The organism is Streptomyces sp. NPDC102259 (genome assembly GCF_044766465.1).
Taxonomy (GTDB): Bacteria; Actinomycetota; Actinomycetes; order Streptomycetales; family Streptomycetaceae; genus Streptomyces.
This window is the reverse complement of the sequence record NZ_JBIWMA010000001.1, coordinates 188,265-205,457: the sequence shown is the minus strand read 5'-3', so window position 1 is coordinate 205,457 and position 17,193 is coordinate 188,265. Positions and strand designations below refer to the sequence as shown.

At 70.9% G+C, this 17,193-nt stretch carries 11 protein-coding genes; 7 read left to right on the top strand and 4 right to left on the bottom strand.

Annotation, left to right across the window (positions count from 1 at the left end; translation table 11 throughout):
- The first annotated feature begins 39 nt into the window (after positions 1-39).
- Positions 40-603 carry a GNAT family N-acetyltransferase gene (locus ACIRPU_RS00955; protein ID WP_403859895.1) on the top strand — a complete coding sequence of 188 codons (564 nt, stop codon included), beginning with the start codon at positions 40-42 and terminating at the stop codon, positions 601-603.
- Here ACIRPU_RS00955 and ACIRPU_RS00950 read toward each other — a convergent pair.
- Complete coding sequence (locus ACIRPU_RS00950; protein WP_403859892.1) at positions 551-1,627, bottom strand: zinc-dependent alcohol dehydrogenase family protein; 1,077 nt, start codon at positions 1,625-1,627, stop codon at positions 551-553. The genes ACIRPU_RS00955 and ACIRPU_RS00950 overlap by 53 nt on opposite strands.
- Positions 1,628-1,715: 88 nt before the next feature.
- Positions 1,716-3,977 (bottom strand): MMPL family transporter, encoded by a 2,262-nt coding sequence (locus ACIRPU_RS00945; protein WP_403859889.1) that lies wholly within the window; start codon positions 3,975-3,977, stop codon positions 1,716-1,718.
- A gap of 142 nt (positions 3,978-4,119) precedes the next feature.
- Between ACIRPU_RS00945 and ACIRPU_RS00940 the strand changes: the two genes are divergently transcribed.
- The 3 genes from ACIRPU_RS00940 (at position 4,120) to ACIRPU_RS00930 (ending at position 7,586) form a co-directional block, all read left to right on the top strand.
- A complete protein-coding gene (locus ACIRPU_RS00940; protein WP_403859886.1) occupies positions 4,120-4,806 on the top strand; it encodes a TetR/AcrR family transcriptional regulator in 687 nt (228 codons plus the stop codon).
- Between the two features lie 187 nt (positions 4,807-4,993).
- Complete coding sequence (locus ACIRPU_RS00935; protein WP_355701482.1) at positions 4,994-5,233, top strand: heavy-metal-associated domain-containing protein; 240 nt, start codon at positions 4,994-4,996, stop codon at positions 5,231-5,233.
- 109 nt (positions 5,234-5,342) lie between these two features.
- Positions 5,343-7,586 (top strand): heavy metal translocating P-type ATPase, encoded by a 2,244-nt coding sequence (locus tag ACIRPU_RS00930; protein WP_403859883.1) that lies wholly within the window; start codon positions 5,343-5,345, stop codon positions 7,584-7,586.
- A gap of 840 nt (positions 7,587-8,426) precedes the next feature.
- Here the strand turns inward: ACIRPU_RS00930 and ACIRPU_RS00925 are convergent.
- Positions 8,427-9,725 carry a citrate synthase gene (locus tag ACIRPU_RS00925; protein WP_020131734.1) on the bottom strand — a complete coding sequence of 433 codons (1,299 nt, stop codon included), beginning with the start codon at positions 9,723-9,725 and terminating at the stop codon, positions 8,427-8,429.
- Between the two features lie 240 nt (positions 9,726-9,965).
- A complete protein-coding gene (locus ACIRPU_RS00920; RefSeq protein WP_403859879.1) occupies positions 9,966-12,221 on the bottom strand; it encodes an ATP-dependent RecD-like DNA helicase in 2,256 nt (751 codons plus the stop codon).
- Between the two features lie 308 nt (positions 12,222-12,529).
- On the opposite strand from ACIRPU_RS00920, the gene ACIRPU_RS00915 reads away from it, so the two are divergent.
- Genes ACIRPU_RS00915 through ACIRPU_RS00905 form a run of 3 tightly spaced genes read left to right on the top strand, consistent with a single transcriptional unit; the run spans position 12,530 to position 17,101 of the window.
- Positions 12,530-13,600, top strand: a complete 1,071-nt coding sequence (locus tag ACIRPU_RS00915; protein ID WP_403859876.1) for a LacI family DNA-binding transcriptional regulator — start codon at positions 12,530-12,532, stop codon at positions 13,598-13,600.
- Complete coding sequence (locus tag ACIRPU_RS00910) at positions 13,597-15,159, top strand: sugar ABC transporter ATP-binding protein (protein ID WP_403859873.1); 1,563 nt, start codon at positions 13,597-13,599, stop codon at positions 15,157-15,159. The genes ACIRPU_RS00915 and ACIRPU_RS00910 overlap by 4 nt, the downstream gene beginning before the upstream one ends.
- On the top strand, positions 15,149-17,101 hold the full coding sequence (locus tag ACIRPU_RS00905) for a substrate-binding domain-containing protein (RefSeq protein ID WP_403859870.1): 1,953 nt from the start codon (positions 15,149-15,151) through the stop codon (positions 17,099-17,101). The genes ACIRPU_RS00910 and ACIRPU_RS00905 overlap by 11 nt, the downstream gene beginning before the upstream one ends.
- Positions 17,102-17,193: the final 92 nt, after the last annotated feature.

Sequence of the window (17,193 nt, the reverse complement as noted above, 5' to 3'; positions counted from 1 at the left end):
CGGCTGTGCCCCGCGGACGCGTGGGGCACAGTGCTGCGGGTGAACTTCTCCGTCAAACCCCTGCTCTCCGGCCCGAAGACCGTGTTGCGCCCCTTCACCGAGGCCGACGCCGACACCATGTGGGAGATCATCGGCGACCCCGAGGTCGTCCGTTTCACCTTCCCGCCGAACAGCGACCTCACCCGGGAGCGGGTGCGTTCCTGGTACGGCTCCCGTGCCGAGCAGCCCGACCGGCTGGACCTCGCCGTCACCGACCGCGAGACCGGCGAACTCGTGGGCGAGGTGGTCCTGCACGAGTGGGATCCGGACGCCCGCAGCTGCACCTTCCGCACGCTGATCGGACCCCGGGGCCGCGGCCGCGGGCTCGGCACCGAGGCGACCCGGCTCATCGTCGGCCACGGCTTCGAGCGACTGGGCCTGCACCGCGTCCAGCTGGAGCTGTACGGCGACAACGAACGGGCCCGCCGCGTCTACGAGAAGGTCGGGTTCGTGGTCGAGGGGGTTCGGCGGGAGGCCGCGCTGCGCAACGGGGTGTGGGTGGACGAGGTGCTCATGGCGCTACTGGACCGGGAGTGGGCCGCGCTCGGGCCCACGGATCGATGACCGTCACCCCCGCGCCCGGTGCGGTGCCCAGCGCGGACAGGGCGGCAGGGGTCTCGTCCAGGGTGATCGTCGACGTCACCAGCAGATCGGGACGCAACACCCCCGTCCGGACCAGCTCCAGCATCTGCGGGTAGGTGTGCGCGGCCATGCCGTGACTGCCCAGGATCTCCAGCTCCATGGCGATGGCGCGGGCCAGCGGGACGGGGGTCGTGCCGTCCGCCGAGGGGAGCAGGCCGACCTGGAGGTGACGGCCGCGGCGGCGCAGCCCGTTCACCGAGGCGGCGCAGGTGGCGGGGGAACCGAGCGCGTCGAGGGAGAGGTGAGCCCCTCCCCCGGTCAGCTCACGGATCGCCGCCGCCGTGTCCGGCACCCCCCGCGCGTCCACGCACTCCGCCGCGCCGAACTTCCGCGCCAGGTCCAGGGCCTGCGGGGAGACGTCCACCGCCACCACTCGTGCCCCGCTCGCCGCCGCGATCATCACGGCCGAGAGGCCCACCCCTCCGCAGCCGTGCACCGCCACCCACTCCCCCGCCGCGACCCGGCCCTGCTGCACCACGGCCCGGAACGCCGTGGCGAACCGGCAGCCGAGCGAGGCGGCGGTGGCGTACGACAGGCCGTCGGGGATCGCGACCAGGTTCACGTCGGCGTGGTCCAGGGCCACGTACTGGGCGAAGGAGCCCCAGTGCGTGAAGCCGGGCTGGGTCTGCCGCTCGCAGACCTGGTGGTCGCCGGCCGCGCAGGACGGACAGCTGCCGCAGCCGCACACGAAGGGGACGGTGACCCGGTCGCCCGGCCGCCATCCGGTGACCCGGTCGCCGACCTCCTGTACGACTCCGGCGAGTTCGTGGCCGGGCACGTGCGGCAGGGTGATGTCCGGGTCGTGGCCCATCCAGCCGTGCCAGTCGCTGCGGCACAGGCCGGTGGCCTCGACGCGCACGGTCACTCCGTGGGGGGCCGGCCGGGGGTCGGCCAGCTCACGTACCTCGGCCGGCTCCCCGTACCGCTCGAACACCACAGCCCGCATGTGCCTTCACCCTCGCCTTCGCCCGCGCGGACCCACGGTGACCCGCGCGGACCCACGGACCTCTGGCCGCCGTGGATCTCCGCGAACGCTAACCGTGCGCGTCGACCTTGTCCCGCCCGGGTTCGTCCGGCGTGGGTTCGTCCGATGCTGAAGCGGACGCGGCGGCCGGTGTCTGCCGGGCCGGCTCCCCCTCGCTCAGGCCGAACCGCTGGTGGAACCTGCGCAGCGGTGCCGGCGCCCACCAGGTGGCTCTGCCGGTGAGGCGCATGATGGCCGGGACCAGCAGGCTGCGCACCACCATCGCGTCCATCAGGACCGCCAGGGCGATCCCCAGGCCCAGCATCTTGGTGTTGGTGACGCGTGAGGTGCCGATCGCGACCATCACCACCGCCAGGATGACCGCCGCCGCCGTGATCAGGCCGCCGGTGCGCCGCAGGCCCAGACCGACCGCTCCCTCGTGGTCGCCGGTGCGGTCGTACTCCTCCTTGATGCGGGAGAGCAGGAACACGCCGTAGTCCATCGAGAGGCCGAAGGCCACGCAGAACATCAGGACCGGGAGGGTGGTCTCTATGGATCCGGGGCTGGTGAAGCCGAGGAGGCCGGAGAGGTGGCCGTCCTGGAAGACCCAGACCACCGCGCCGAACATCGCCGTCAGGCTGAGCGCGTTGAGCAGCACCGCCTGGAGCGGTATCAGCACGCTGCCGGTCAGCAGGAAGACCAGGAGCAGGGTGACGATGACGATGAAGGCCACCGCCCAGGGCAGTTGGGCGGCTATCGCGTGCTTGGAGTCGACCAGGACGGCCGCCGTGCCGGTCACGCCGGTCTTGAAGGGGGCGGCTGTGGCCCGCAGGTCGCCCACCAGGTTCTGGGCCGCGTCGTCGACGGCCTCGCCCTGGGGCAGCACCGTGAAGTACGCCGAGTCGCCGTTGACCGACGGGCCGTCCACCCGGGCCACTTCCGGCAGCGCCGCCACGCGCTCCTTGTAGGCGGCGTACTGGGCCTGCGTCGCCCTGCCCTCGGCGAGGACCTCGAGGCCGCCGCCGGGGCTGCCCGGGAAGCCGTCCCTGATGTGCTGCTGCACGACGTGGGACTCGGCCGAGGAGGGCAGCTGGCGGTCGTCCGCCGTGCCGAACCTCACGCCAAGAAAGGGCAGTCCGAGGAGGACGAGGGCGGCCGTGGTGGCCAGGGCGAAGAAGGGGGCGCGGCGCATGACCAGCTTCGCCATGCGGCCCCAGGCCCTGCCGTCCTCCTCACCGGCCGCCGCCGCGGGCCGGCCCCGGCGGAACAGACGGCGCAGGTCGAGGGAGTTGACCCGGTCGCCGAGCAGGATCAGCGCCGCCGGGAGCAGGATCAGGGCGGCCGCGGCGGCCAGCAGGACCACGGCCATGCCGGCGTAGGCGAAGGAGCGCAGGAAGTACTGCGGGAAGAGGAGCATCGCAGCCAGGGACACCGCGACCGTGAGCGCCGAGAAGAGGACCGTGCGGCCGGCCGTGCGCAGGGTGGTGCCGATGGCCGTCGTCGGATCCGCGCCGGCGGCGAGTTCCTCGCGGAAGCGGCGGACGATGAACAGGGCGTAGTCGATGGCGAGGCCGAGGCCCAGGGCCGTGGTGAGGTTCATCGCGAAGATCGAGACGTCGGTGAACCGCGTGAGGCCGCTGAGGACGGCGTTGGTGCCGAGGATCGCGACGATGCCGATGCCGAGCGGCAGCAGGGCGGCGACGGCGCTGCCGAAGACCATCACCAGCAGCACCAGCGTGATCGGCAGGGCGATGATCTCGGCGCGGGTCAGGTCCTCCTGGATGATGGTCTGCATCTCGTGCCGCACGGCGACGCCGCCGCCGATCCTCACCTCCACCGGCCCGTGCGTGCCGCGCAGGGCAGGGGCGATGCGGTCGAGGGTCTCCCCCATCGTCTTCTCGTCGCCCGTGATGCGGGCGGCTATCAGCGCCTCGTGGCCGTCCTTCGCGCGCAGGGCGGAGGCCGCTCCCGCCGCGTCGGCCTGCCAGTAGGAGCCGACGCCGACGACTCCCTTCTCGGCGGCCAGGCTCGCGGTGAGCCGGTTCGCCTCGGCGGCCACCGCCGGGTCGTCCACGGAGGCCTCGCCCGCGTCGACCAGCAGCAGGAGATTGGGCTGGGAGCCGGGGAACTCACGCTCCAGGGCCTTGGTCGCGTACGTGGACTGCGCGGCCGGATCCTCCCAGCCGCCGCTGCCCAGCCGTTCGGCGACCCCGCTGCCGGCCAGCACCGCGAGCACGGTGAGCACCAGGGCCGCGAGCAGCGACAGCCTGGGCCGGGCGGTCACGAAGCGGGTCCAGCCTCCGGCACGGGGTGGGCTGTTGACTTCGGTCATCGTGCGGTGTCCCCTTCACCCTGCAAGCAGTCGTGAAAACCGTAAAATGGCAAACACGAGAGAGCGCTCGCATTTCTGGATCCCAGAATGCGAGCGACCACTCGTGTTTGTCAATCGTGTTCGGGAAAGCTGGGGACAACGCGTGGCCGAGAGCCAGGAGAAAGAACAGCCGCGCCGCCGTCAGGCGCGTGGTGAGCGGCGCATCGCGCAGCTGCTCGAGGCCGCGGCCAGCGTCTTCTGCACGACCGGCTACACCGCCGCCAGCACCAACGCCATCGCGCGCGAGGCGGGCGTCTCACCGGGCACGCTCTACCAGTTCTTCCCGAACAAGGAAGCGATCGCGATCGAGCTGGGCGACCGCCTCATGCACCAGATGCGCGACACCTTCGGCGAGGCGCTCGCGCCGGTCGACCCGGCCACCCCGCTGGAGGAGGCCGTCGGCGCGGCCGTGGACCGGTTCATCGCCTTCAACTGCGACCATCCGGTGTTCTTCACCCTGATGCACGGGCCCGACATCCCCGGCCACATCGCCGAGGAGCACGACGCGCTGCACGCCACGCTGCTCTCCCGTATCGAGGGCCTGCTCTCCTCCCTGCTGCCGGACGCGCCGCCCGCCGACCTCACCCGCACCGCGCACATGTGCCTGGGCCTGTACAAGGCGGGCCTGGAGCTGGTCCTCGGCCACGAGGGCGCCGAGCGCGACGCGTATGTGCAGGAGCTGAAGTACGTACTGATCCGCTATCTGCAGCCGCTGGTGGGCAACCGGCTGGGCCGCGTCGAGGACAGCGCCGCCGAGGACAGTGCCGCCGGGGCCGCTACAGCCCTGTAGTACGGGTACCCGCCTCCTCCGCCGGAAGCATCCGCGCCGCCGTCCCGACCACCGTCCACACCATCCGCACCGCCGTCCGCGCGGCGGGTCATCACCTTGGATTCATACCCCCTAGGGGTATAGTGTGGGTTAACGGGAGACCTCTCGCGGCCCCGCCCGCCCCACCCGCCTCCACGAGGAGAACGACATGACCGCGCAAACCGACACCCCGGGCTCCGTCACCACCGTCTACAAGGTGAGCGGCATGAGCTGCGGCCACTGCGAGGGCGCCGTCTCCGGCGAGCTCTCCGAGCTGGCCGGTGTCACCTCGGTGAAGGCCGTCGCCTCGACCGGTGAGGTCACGGTCGTCTCCACCGCCGCGCTCGACGAGGAGGCCGTGCGCGCCGCCGTCGACGAGGCGGGCTTCGAGCTGGCCGGCCAGGCCTGAGGCGTCCGCACCTCAGCACCCCCCTCGACACCCCTCCTCCACCCACCGGGCCGTGCCGACCAGCTCATACTGGTTCCGTACGGCCCGGTCAGCTTCCTGGAGCACGGACATGACCAGCACCACCATGGAAACGCCGATAGCCGAACCGCCCGCGCCGACCGCCGAGGTCGAACTGCTCATCGGCGGGATGACCTGCGCCTCCTGCGCGGCCCGCGTCGAGAAGAAGCTCAACCGCATGGACGGCGTCGTCGCGACGGTCAACTACGCGACGGAGAAGGCGAAGGTCAGCTATCCGGCCGGGACCGAGGTCACCGACCTGATCGCGACCGTGGTGAAGACCGGGTACACGGCCGAGGAACCCGCGCCCGCTCCGGAGCCGGTCGAGGCGGACACCCCCCGGGACCCCGAGCTCGCGAGCCTGCGGCACCGGCTCCTGGTCTCCGTCCTGCTCGCCGCGCCCGTCGTCCTGCTCGCGATGATCCCCTCGCTCCAGTTCGACAACTGGCAGTGGCTCTCGTTGACGCTGGCGGCGCCGGTGGTCGTCTGGGGCGGCGGCCCGCTGCACCAGGCCGCCTGGACGAACGTGCGGCACGGTGCGGCCACCATGGACACGCTGGTCTCGGTCGGCACGCTGGCCGCGCTCGGCTGGTCGCTGTGGGCGCTGTTCTTCGGTGACGCGGGCATGCCCGGCATGCGGCACCCCTTCGAGCTCACCGTCTCCCGCACGGACGGCGCCTCCACGATCTATCTGGAGGTCGCCGCGGGCGTCACCGCCTTCATCCTGCTCGGCCGGTACCTGGAGGCCCGCTCCAAGCGGCGCGCGGGGGCGGCGCTGCGGGCGCTCATGGAGCTGGGCGCGAAGGACGTGGCCGTACTGCGGGACGGCGCGGAGGTGCGGATCCCGGTCGACCTGCTGGCCGTCGGGGACCGGTTCGTCGTGCGGCCCGGGGAGAAGGTCGCCACCGACGGGACGGTGGTGGAGGGCACCTCCGCCGTGGACGCCTCGATGCTGACCGGCGAGTCGGTCCCGGTGGACGTCGGGCCCGGTGACGCCGTCACGGGCGCGACCGTGAACGCCGGCGGCCGGCTGGTCGTCGAGGCCGGCCGGATCGGCGCGGACACCCGGCTCGCGCGCATGGCGCAGCTGGTCGAGGCCGCGCAGACCGGCAAGGCCGAGGTGCAGCGGCTGGCCGACCGGATCTCGGGGATCTTCGTGCCGGCGGTACTGCTGATCGCGGTCGCCACCTTCGGCGGCTGGCTCGCCGCGACGGGTGACACGGTCGCCGCGTTCACGGCGGCCGTCGCGGTCCTGATCATCGCCTGCCCGTGCGCGCTGGGGCTGGCCACGCCGACCGCGCTCATGGTCGGCACCGGGCGCGGCGCCCAGCTCGGCATCCTCATCAAGGGTCCCGAGGTCCTGGAGTCCACGCGCCGGGTCGACACCGTCGTCCTCGACAAGACCGGGACCGTCACCACCGGCCGGATGACCCTTCACGACGTGTACGTCGTCGATGGCACCGACGAGCGGCGGTTGCTGCGGCTCGCGGGCGCCCTGGAGCACGCCTCCGAGCACCCGGTCGCCCGGGCGGTGGCGGCGGGCGCCGAGGAGCGGGTCGGGGAGCTGCCGGCGGCCGAGCGGTTCGAGAACGTGCCCGGGCGCGGGGTGCGCGGGCGGGTGGAGGGCCGTGAGGTGGCCGTGGGGCGCCTCTTCGAGACCGTTCCGGCCGAGGTGGCCCGCGCGAAGGAGGAGGCCGAGCGGGGCGGTCGTACGGCCGTTGTCGTGGGGTGGGACGGCGTGGCGCGCGGGGTGCTCGCGGTCGCGGACGCGGTCAAGGAGACGAGCGCGGAGGCGGTGCGCGAGCTGCGGGCGCTGGGGCTCACCCCGGTGCTGCTGACCGGGGACAACCGGGCGGTCGCGGAGGCGGTCGCCGAAGCGGTCGGGATCGACCGGGTGATCGCCGAGGTGCTGCCCGAGGACAAGGTCGACGTCGTACGGCGGTTGCAGGACGAGGGGCGGGTCGTCGCCATGGTCGGGGACGGCGTCAACGACGCGGCCGCGCTCGCCACCGCCGACCTGGGGCTGGCCATGGGGACGGGCACGGACGCGGCGATCGAGGCGAGCGACCTGACGCTGGTGCGTGGGGATCTGCGGGTGGCCGCGGACGCCATCCGGCTGTCCCGGCGGACCCTGACGACGATCAAGGGCAACCTGGTGTGGGCCTTCGGCTACAACGTGGCCGCGCTGCCGCTGGCCGCCGCCGGGCTGCTGAACCCGATGATCGCGGGGGCCGCGATGGCGTTCTCGTCGGTCTTCGTCGTGACGAACAGCCTGAGGCTGCGCGCCTTCAAGTAATACCGCCGAGTAGTACGTCGCCGATCAGGGAGACCCCTGGAGTCCTGCGCGAGCCTCACATAAGCTCTTCACAAGGCTCGCGCATCATCCTTACGCTTGGGCCTCGATCGCTGTATCCGGTCTCTTGCGCATCTAACGGACATATGCAAGAGACACAGATCACAGTGATGTGAACGTAACCATCGAAGGGGTTCGAAGGTCTAAGTTGACGATGTCAGGAAGCGTCTTGGGGGGCGTGACCTGACGTCTGGGGATGTCTTGGGGGACTTCCTCAGAGATGCGTTGCCGGGGCACGCACACCGGGAAGCTTTGAGCGGCCCTCCCAGCGTGCGCTGTCCCGGCAGATCGCACACAGCGGTCGTGGGGCGAGTTCTGCTCGTTCTGCTCAACCGCGGGTTCAACAACCGAAGATGGTTACAAACAGCGAATTCAGGCGCTGTTCTCACAACGCCCGGCCGGATCCCGTGGGGGGAATCCGCACCGGGACATGGGAAGGCGCCCTGGTCGTCGGCCCGTGGGGGGACCGGCGCCGGGGCGCCTTCCGTATGCCCTGCGCACCCGGCCGCCGGGACGCGCGGCCGGCCGGACACCCGATCTCCGGACACATCGCTACCGGGACCGCACACAGCACTGCCCGGGACATCGGTCCCGGGCAGTCAGGAAACGCACCGATGACAGGGCGCCCGATCGAGCGGCGCCCCCACCGGCAGGTGTCAGCGCTCCTCGACGGGGACGAAGTCGCGCTCGACGACACCGGCGACCGCTCCGCCCGGGGGACAACCCCCGGACCCCCGGCCGCGGCTGCTCACCCCTCAACGGCGGCGCCCCCACCGGCAGGTGTCAGCGCTCCTCGACGGGGACGAAGTCGCGCTCGACGACACCGGTGTAGATCTGGCGCGGGCGGCCGATGCGGGAGCCGGGCTCCTTGATCATCTCGTGCCACTGGGCGATCCAGCCCGGGAGGCGGCCCAGGGCGAACAGGACCGTGAACATCTCGGTCGGGAAGCCCATGGCCCGGTAGATCAGGCCGGTGTAGAAGTCGACGTTCGGGTAGAGGTTGCGCGAGACGAAGTAGTCGTCGGAGAGCGCGTGCTCCTCGAGCTTCAGCGCGATGTCCAGCAGCTCGTCGGACTTGCCGAGGGCCGACAGGACGTCGTGCGCCGCCGCCTTGATGATCTTCGCGCGCGGGTCGAAGGACTTGTACACCCGGTGGCCGAAGCCCATCAGGCGGACGCCGTCCTCCTTGTTCTTCACCTTGCGGATGAAGGAGTCGACGTCGCCGCCGTTGGCCTGGATGCCCTCGAGCATCTCCAGCACGGACTGGTTGGCGCCGCCGTGCAGCGGGCCCCACAGCGCGGAGATGCCGGCCGAGATCGAGGCGAACATGTTCGCCTGCGAGGAGCCGACCAGGCGGACCGTGGACGTCGAACAGTTCTGCTCGTGGTCCGCGTGCAGGATCAGCAGCTTGTCGAGGGCGGAGACGACGACCGGGTCGAGCTCGTACTCCTGCGCCGGCACCGAGAACGTCATGCGCAGGAAGTTCTCGACGTAGCCGAGGTCGTTGCGCGGGTAGACGAACGGGTGGCCGATCGACTTCTTGTAGGCGTACGCCGCGATCGTCGGGAGCTTGGCGAGCAGCCGGATCGTGGAGAGGTTGCGCTGCTTCTCGTCGAACGGGTTGTGGCTGTCCTGGTAGAACGTGGACAGCGCCGAGACCACCGACGACAGCATGGCCATCGGGTGGGCGTCGCGCGGGAAGCCGCGGTAGAAGTTCTTGACGTCCTCGTGCAGCAGCGTGTGCTGGGTGATGTCGCTCTTGAAGACGGACAGCTCGTCGACGGTCGGCAGTTCACCGTTGATCAACAGGTAGGCGACCTCGAGGAAGGTCGACCGCTCGGCCAGCTGCTCGATCGGGTAGCCGCGGTACCGGAGGATGCCCTGTTCGCCGTCAAGGTAGGTGATGGCGGATTTATAGGCGGCCGTGTTGCCGTAGCCGCTGTCCAGGGTCACCAGACCGGTCTGGGCGCGGAGCTTCCCGATGTCGAAGCCCTTGTCGCCGACGGTGCTGTCGATCACCGGGTAGGTGTACTCGCCATCGCCGAACCGCAGTACTACAGCGTTGTTGGTGTGCTCGCTCACGTCATCCCTCACCGACGTTGTGCCTCTTCTTCGAGGTTGCCCTGACTGTCTCTACCATCCCCCATTTGGCGCACGAGAGTGCACTCGGGGTCGACCATTGGGCTCATCGGCGGCACTCAGTGCCGCCAACTAGCTCATCCTGCCGCCTGCGTCACAGTTGGGGAAGTGCTCTGTGACCTTCACGACTCATTTGATCGATCATTTTTTCCGACGATCCGGAAATCCCATGGCCCGGGGTGGTCAGCGGCCCGCCAGCCGGAAGTCCAGCGCCGTGCAGCGACGGCCCGCCGACACCGTGCGCACCGCCTGACCGATCGCCTTGCGGGAGCCGACGAGGACGACCAGCTTCTTGGCGCGCGTGACGGCCGTATACAAGAGGTTCCGCTGCAGCATCATCCATGCTCCCGTGGTGACGGGGATCACCACGGCGGGATATTCACTTCCCTGTGAACGGTGAATGGTGACCGCGTACGCGTGGGCCAGTTCGTCCAGTTCGTCGAACTCGTACGGAACCTCCTCGTCCTCGTCGGTCAGCACCGTGAGGCGCTGGTCGACCGGATCGAGTGAGGTCACGACGCCCACGGTGCCGTTGAAGACACCGTTCTTCCCCTTGTCGTAATTGTTGCGGATCTGGGTGACCTTGTCGCCGACGCGGAAGACCCGGCCGCCGAACCGCTTCTCGGGCACGTCGGGGCGGCCGGGGGTGACGGCTTGCTGGAGCAGGCCGTTGAGGGCGCCGGCGCCGGCCGGGCCGCGGTGCATGGGCGCCAGGACCTGCACGTCCCGACGCGGGTCCAGGCCGAACTTCGCCGGAATGCGCCGGGCGGCCACGTCCACCGTGAGGCGGCCGGCCTCCTCCGTGTCGTCCTCGACGAAGAGGAAGAAGTCCTTCATGCCGTCGGTGAGCGGGTGCTGTCCGGCGTTGATCCGGTGCGCGTTGGTCACCACGCCGGACTGCCGGGCCTGGCGGAACACGCGCGTGAGGCGCACGGCGGGCACCGGGCTGTCGTCGGCCAGCAGATCGCGCAGCACCTCGCCCGCGCCGACGCTGGGCAACTGGTCGACGTCCCCCACGAAGAGCAGGTGCGCGCCGGGGGGCACGGCCTTGACCAGCTTGTTGGCGAGGAGCAGGTCCAGCATCGACGCCTCGTCGACCACCACCAGGTCCGCGTCCAGCGGGCGGTCCCGGTCGTAGGCCGCGTCACCGCCGGGCTTGAGCTCCAGCAGACGGTGGACGGTGGAGGCCTCGGCGCCGGTCAGCTCGGCCAGCCGCTTGGCCGCGCGGCCGGTGGGGGCGGCCAGCACGACCTTGGCCTTCCTGGCGCGGGCCAGCTCCACGATCGAGCGGACGGTGAAGGACTTGCCGCAGCCGGGGCCGCCGGTGAGCACGGCGACCTTCTCGGTCAGAGCGAGCCGGACGGCCGCCTCCTGCTCGGGCGCGAGTTCGGCCTCGGTGCGGGACCTCAGCCAGGCCAGCGCCTTGTCCCAGGCCACGTCGCGGAAGGCCGGCATCCGGTCCTCGTCGGTGCGCAGCAGGCGCAACAGCTGGGCGGAGAGGGAGAGTTCGGCGCGGTGGAAGGGGACCAGGTAGACGGCGGTGACCGGCTCTCCCCCGTCGGCCGCCGGGACCGTCTCCCGTACGACTCCGGGGTCCTCGCCCTCCTCCTGCGGCGCCGCGAGTTCGGCGAGGCACTCGATGACCAGGCCGGTGTCGACCTGGAGGAGCTTCACCGCGTCGGCGATCAGCCGCTCCTCGGGGAGGTAGCAGTGGCCCTGGTCGGTGGCCTGGGACAGGGCGTACTGGAGGCCCGCCTTGACCCGCTCCGGGCTGTCGTGCGGGATGCCTACGGACTGGGCGATCTTGTCGGCGGTGAGGAAGCCGATGCCCCAGACGTCCGTGGCGAGCCGGTAGGGCTGGTTCTTCACGACGGAGATGGAGGCGTCGCCGTACTTCTTGTAGATGCGGACCGCGATGGAGGTGGACACCTCGACGGCCTGGAGGAAGAGCATGACCTCCTTGATCGCCTTCTGTTCCTCCCAGGCGTCGGCGATCTTCTTGGTGCGTTTCGGGCCGAGGCCGGGGACCTCGACGAGCCGCTTCGGCTCCTCCTCGATGATCTTCAGGGTGTCCATGCCGAAGTGCTGGGTGATGCGGTCGGCGAAGACCGGGCCGATGCCCTTGACCAGACCGGAGCCGAGGTATCGGCGGATGCCCTGGACGGTCGCGGGCAGGACCGTCGTGTAGTTCTCGACAGTGAACTGCTTGCCGTACTGCGGGTGGGAGCCCCAGCGGCCCTCCATGCGCAGGGACTCGCCGACCTGGGCGCCGAGCAGCGCGCCGACGACCGTGAGGAGGTCGCCGCCGCCTCTGCCCGTGTCGACGCGGGCGACCGTGTAGCCGTTCTCCTCGTTCGCGTACGTGATGCGCTCGAGCACGCCTTCCAGCGTGGCCGTACGTCGCTCTCCCGCCTGGGCGGCCCCCGCCTGATCGGTCATGATCCGACGTTACCGCCCGCCACCGACACTCCCCCTGGGCGACCGCCGGCCGTCCGCCGGACGCTGTCCGCCGGGCGCGATCACCGGGCGCGTCCACCGGCACGTCCACCGGCATGCGCAACGGCATGCGCAACGGCACGCCCGCCGACATGTCCGCCGGGCGCTGTTCATCACGATCCGGTCTCGGGATGTGGTTGAGGTCTTGATTAACCCCCGTGTAATCGATTCCAATCCTTCGTACACGTCGATGTAATCGATTCCATGACCTCGACGTCCATGAACCGAGTCCACAAGGAGGTGGGGCGGCGATGGCGAGCATCAAGGACGTCGCGGCCGAGGCGGGGGTATCCGTCGCCACGGTGTCGCGCGTCCTGAACGACCATCCCTCGGTCAGCGAGGACGCACGCACGCGTGTGCTGGCCGCCGTCGAAGCGCTGGGCTACCGCCCGAACGCCGTCGCCCGGTCGCTGCGCACCGACCAGACCCGCACCCTCGGCCTGGTCATCAGCGATGTGCTCAACCCGTACTTCACCGAACTGGCCCGCTCCGTCGAGGAGGAGGCCCGCGCGCTCGGCTACAGCGTCATCATCGGCAACGCCGACGAACGGCCCGACCTCCAGGACCACCATGTACGGACCCTGCTGGACCGCCGGATCGACGGCCTCCTCGTCTCCCCGACCGACGGCGGCTCGCCGCTGATCCTCGACGCCGCGCGCGCGGGGACGCCGATGGTGTTCGTCGACCGGTGGATCCCGGGCGTCGACGTGCCGGTGGTGCGGTCGGACGGACGCGCGGCCGTGCGGGACCTCGTCGCGCATCTGCACGGGCTGGGCCACCGCAGGCTCGCCATCATCGCCGGCCCCGCCGCCACCACCACCGGCAGCGAGCGCGTCGAGGCCTTCCGGGCCGCCATGGCCGAGTACGGGCTTCCCCTCCCGGACGCCTACACGGGCCAGGGCGACTTCCAGGCCGAGAGCGGCCGGCGGGTCACCGAGGGCTTCCTCGACCTGCCCGAGCCGCCCGAGGTCGTGTTCGCCGCCGACAACCTGATGGCGCTGGGCGCGCTGGACGCCGTACGCGCGCGTGGACTGCGGGTGCCGCGGGACATCGCGCTGGCCGCGTTCGACGACATCCGCTGGTTCGTGCACACCGATCCGCCGATCACCGCGATCGCCCAGCCGACGGGCGAGCTGGGCCGGGCCGCGGTCCGGGCGTTCGTCGACCGCATCGAGGGACGGCCCCCGCAGTCCGTCACCCTCCCGGCCCGGCTCGTCGTCCGCCGTTCGTGCGGCGAGCCGGCCCCCCAAGAGCCGCCCGCTCCCGAGGAGTTCCCCGCCTCGTCGGAGCCGTCCCCCGTAACGAACAGGAGCCAGACGTGAGCAACGCGGACGAGTTGCTGCGCATCGAAGGCATACGCAAGACCTTCCCCGGCGTGGTCGCGCTCGACAGCGTCGACTTCGACCTGCGCCGGGGCGAGGTGCATGTGCTGCTCGGTGAGAACGGCGCGGGCAAGAGCACCCTCATCAAGATGCTCTCCGGCGCCTACCGGCCCGACGCCGGGCGGATCCTGGCCGGCGGCGAGGAGGTGCGCATCCATGGCGCGCAGGACTCCGAGCGCCTCGGGATCGCCACCATCTACCAGGAGTTCAACCTCGTTCCCGATCTCACGGTCGCCGAGAACATCTTCCTGGGACGACAGCCGCGCCGCTTCGGGATGATCGACCGGAAGCGGATGGAGAGCGACGCGGCCGCCCTGCTGGAACGGGTCGGCGTGAACGTCTCGCCCCGCACGCGGGTGCGTGAACTCGGCATCGCGCGCCTGCAGATGGTCGAGATCGCCAAGGCGCTCAGCCTGAACGCCCGCGTGCTGATCATGGACGAGCCGACCGCCGTGCTGACCTCCGAGGAGGTCGTAAAGCTCTTCGCCATCGTGCGCAGCCTGCGCGCGGACGGCGTCGGCATCGTGTTCATCACGCACCACCTGGAGGAGATCGCCGCCCTCGGCGACCGGGTCACGGTCATTCGGGACGGCAGGAGCGTCGGGCAGGTCCCGGCCACCACGCCCGAGGACGAGCTGGTGCGGCTCATGGTGGGCCGCTCCATCGAGCAGCAGTACCCCAGGGAGCGCGCCGAGGCGGGCGCCGCGCTGCTGTCCGTCGAGGGGCTCACCCGGGACGGCGTCTTCCACGACGTCAGTTTCGAGGTGCACGCCGGTGAGGTCGTCGGTGTCGCCGGGCTCGTCGGCGCCGGTCGTACCGAGGTCGTACGCGCCGTCTTCGGAGCGGACCCGTACGACCGTGGAGTTGTCCGGGTCGGCGGCGCGCACCTCCCCCGGTATGACGTGAACGCCGCCATGACGGCGGGGATCGGGCTCGTGCCCGAGGACCGCAAGGGCCAGGGGCTGGTGCTCGACCAGTCGGTCGAGGAGAACCTCGGGCTCGTCACCATGCGGGCCGCGACCCGTGGCGGGCTGGTGGACCTGAAGAGCCAGCACGAGGCGGCGGCCCGGATCGCCGGGCAGCTCGGCGTGCGGATGGCGGGCCTCGGCCAGCAGGTGCGCACGCTCTCCGGCGGCAACCAGCAGAAGGTCGTCATCGGCAAATGGCTGCTGGCCGACACCAAGGTGCTCATCCTCGACGAGCCGACGCGCGGGATCGACGTCGGCGCGAAGGTCGAGATCTACCAGCTCATCAACGAGCTGACGGCCGCCGGAGCCGCCGTCCTGATGATCTCCAGCGATCTGCCCGAGGTGCTCGGCATGAGCGACCGGGTGCTGGTGATGGCCCAGGGCCGGATCGCCGGCGAACTGTCGGCGGACGAGGCGACGCAGGACTCCGTCATGGCGCTCGCCGTCAGCACTCCCACCACTCCCGCTACTCCCACCACTCACGACGCAAACGACGAAACCGAAGAACTGGAGGCCGGCCGTGGCCGCTGAGACGCTCAAGAGCGGGACGGGCGCCGGTGGCGCCGCGGCGGTCCGCCGTCTGCTCCTCGACAACGGCGCGCTGACCGCGCTGATCGTCCTCGTCATCGCCATGTCGGCGCTGTCGGGTGACTTCCTGACCACGGACAACCTGCTCAACGTGGGTGTCCAGGCGGCCGTGACCGCCATTCTCGCCTTCGGCGTGACCTTCGTGATCGTCTCGGCGGGCATCGACCTGTCGGTCGGCTCGGTGGCGGCCCTGTCGGCCACCGTGCTCGCCTGGAGCGCCACGCAGCACGGCGTACCGGTCGTCCTCGCGGTCGTCCTGGCCGTCGCCACCGGCATCGCGGCCGGTCTGGTGAACGGTTTCCTCATCGCCTACGGCAAGCTGCCGCCGTTCATCGCGACGCTCGCGATGCTGTCGGTGGCGCGCGGTCTGTCGCTGGTGATCTCCGAGGGCTCGCCGATCGCGTTCCCCGACTCGGTCTCGCACCTCGGTGACACGCTCGGCGGCTGGCTGCCGGTGCCGGTGCTCGTGATGATCGTGATGGGGCTGATCGCCGCGTTCGTGCTCGGCCGGACATACATCGGCCGTTCGATGTACGCCATCGGCGGCAACGAGGAGGCGGCGCGCCTCTCCGGTCTGCGGGTGAGGAAGCAGAAGCTCGCGATCTACGCGCTGTCCGGTGTGTTCGCGGCCGCGGCGGGCGTCGTGCTCGCCTCCCGGCTGTCCTCCGCGCAGCCGCAGGCCGCCGACGGCTACGAGCTGGACGCGATCGCCGCGGTCGTCATCGGCGGCGCCTCCCTGGCCGGTGGTACGGGCAAGGCCTCGGGCACCCTGATCGGCGCGCTGATCCTGGCGGTGCTGAGGAACGGACTGAACCTGCTGTCCGTCTCCGCCTTCTGGCAGCAGGTCGTCATCGGTGTCGTCATCGCGCTGGCGGTGCTCCTCGACACGGTGCGCCGCAAGGCGGGGGCGATCCCGCCGGCCGCCGGGACGGGCAGCGGTGGCGGCAGGAGCCGGCAGGCGGCGACGTACGGTCTCGCGGCCGTGGTCACCGTGGCGATCGTGGGCGCGACCTCCTTCCTGCACGGCGGCAACTCGTCGAGCGCGAACCCGAAGGTCGGCCTGGCGCTGTCCACGCTCAACAACCCGTTCTTCGTGCAGATCCAGTCGGGCGCGAAGGCCGAGGCGAAGAAGCTGGGCGTGGACCTGACGGTCACCGACGCGCAGAACGACGCCTCGCAGCAGGCCAACCAGCTCCAGAACTTCACCAGTTCCGGCCTCGACTCGATCATCGTCAACCCGGTGGACTCGGACGCGGCGAGCAACTCGGTGAAGGCCGCCGACAAGGCGAAGATCCCGGTGATCGCGGTCGACCGGGGCGTCAACAAGGCCACGGTGGACGCGCTGGTCGCCTCCGACAACGTGGCCGGCGGTGAGCTGGCCGCCAGGACGGTCGCCGAGAAGCTGGGCGGCACCGGCAAGATCGTGATCCTCCAGGGGCAGGCGGGCACCTCCGCGGCGCGCGAGCGTGCGGAAGGTTTCGCCAAGGGGCTGAAGGCCTACCCCGGCATCCAGGTGCTGGCCCAGCAGCCGGCCGACTTCGACCGCACCAAGGGCCTCGACGTGATGTCGAACCTGCTCCAGGCCCACCCGGACGTCCAGGGCGTCATCGCCGCCAACGACGAGATGGCGCTCGGCGCGATCAAGGCGCTGGGCTCCAAGGCGGGCAAGTCGGTCCAGGTGGTCGGCTTCGACGGCACCCCGGACGGGCTGACGGCCGTCAAGAACGGCACGCTGTACGCGTCCGTGGCGCAGCAGCCGTCCCAGCTGGGCAAGATCGCTGTGGACAACGCGCTGAAGGCGCTTCAGGGCAAGAAGGTCGAGAAGACGGTGAAGGTGCCGGTGAAGGTGGTCACGAAGGAGAACGTGGCCGGGTTCAGCGGCTGACGGCATGCGGCGAGCGGGCGGGCGGCCGCCCCGGGGACATCCCCGGGGGCCGTCCGCCCCGAGTCACGTATCAGGACGTATCAGGGGAGTCA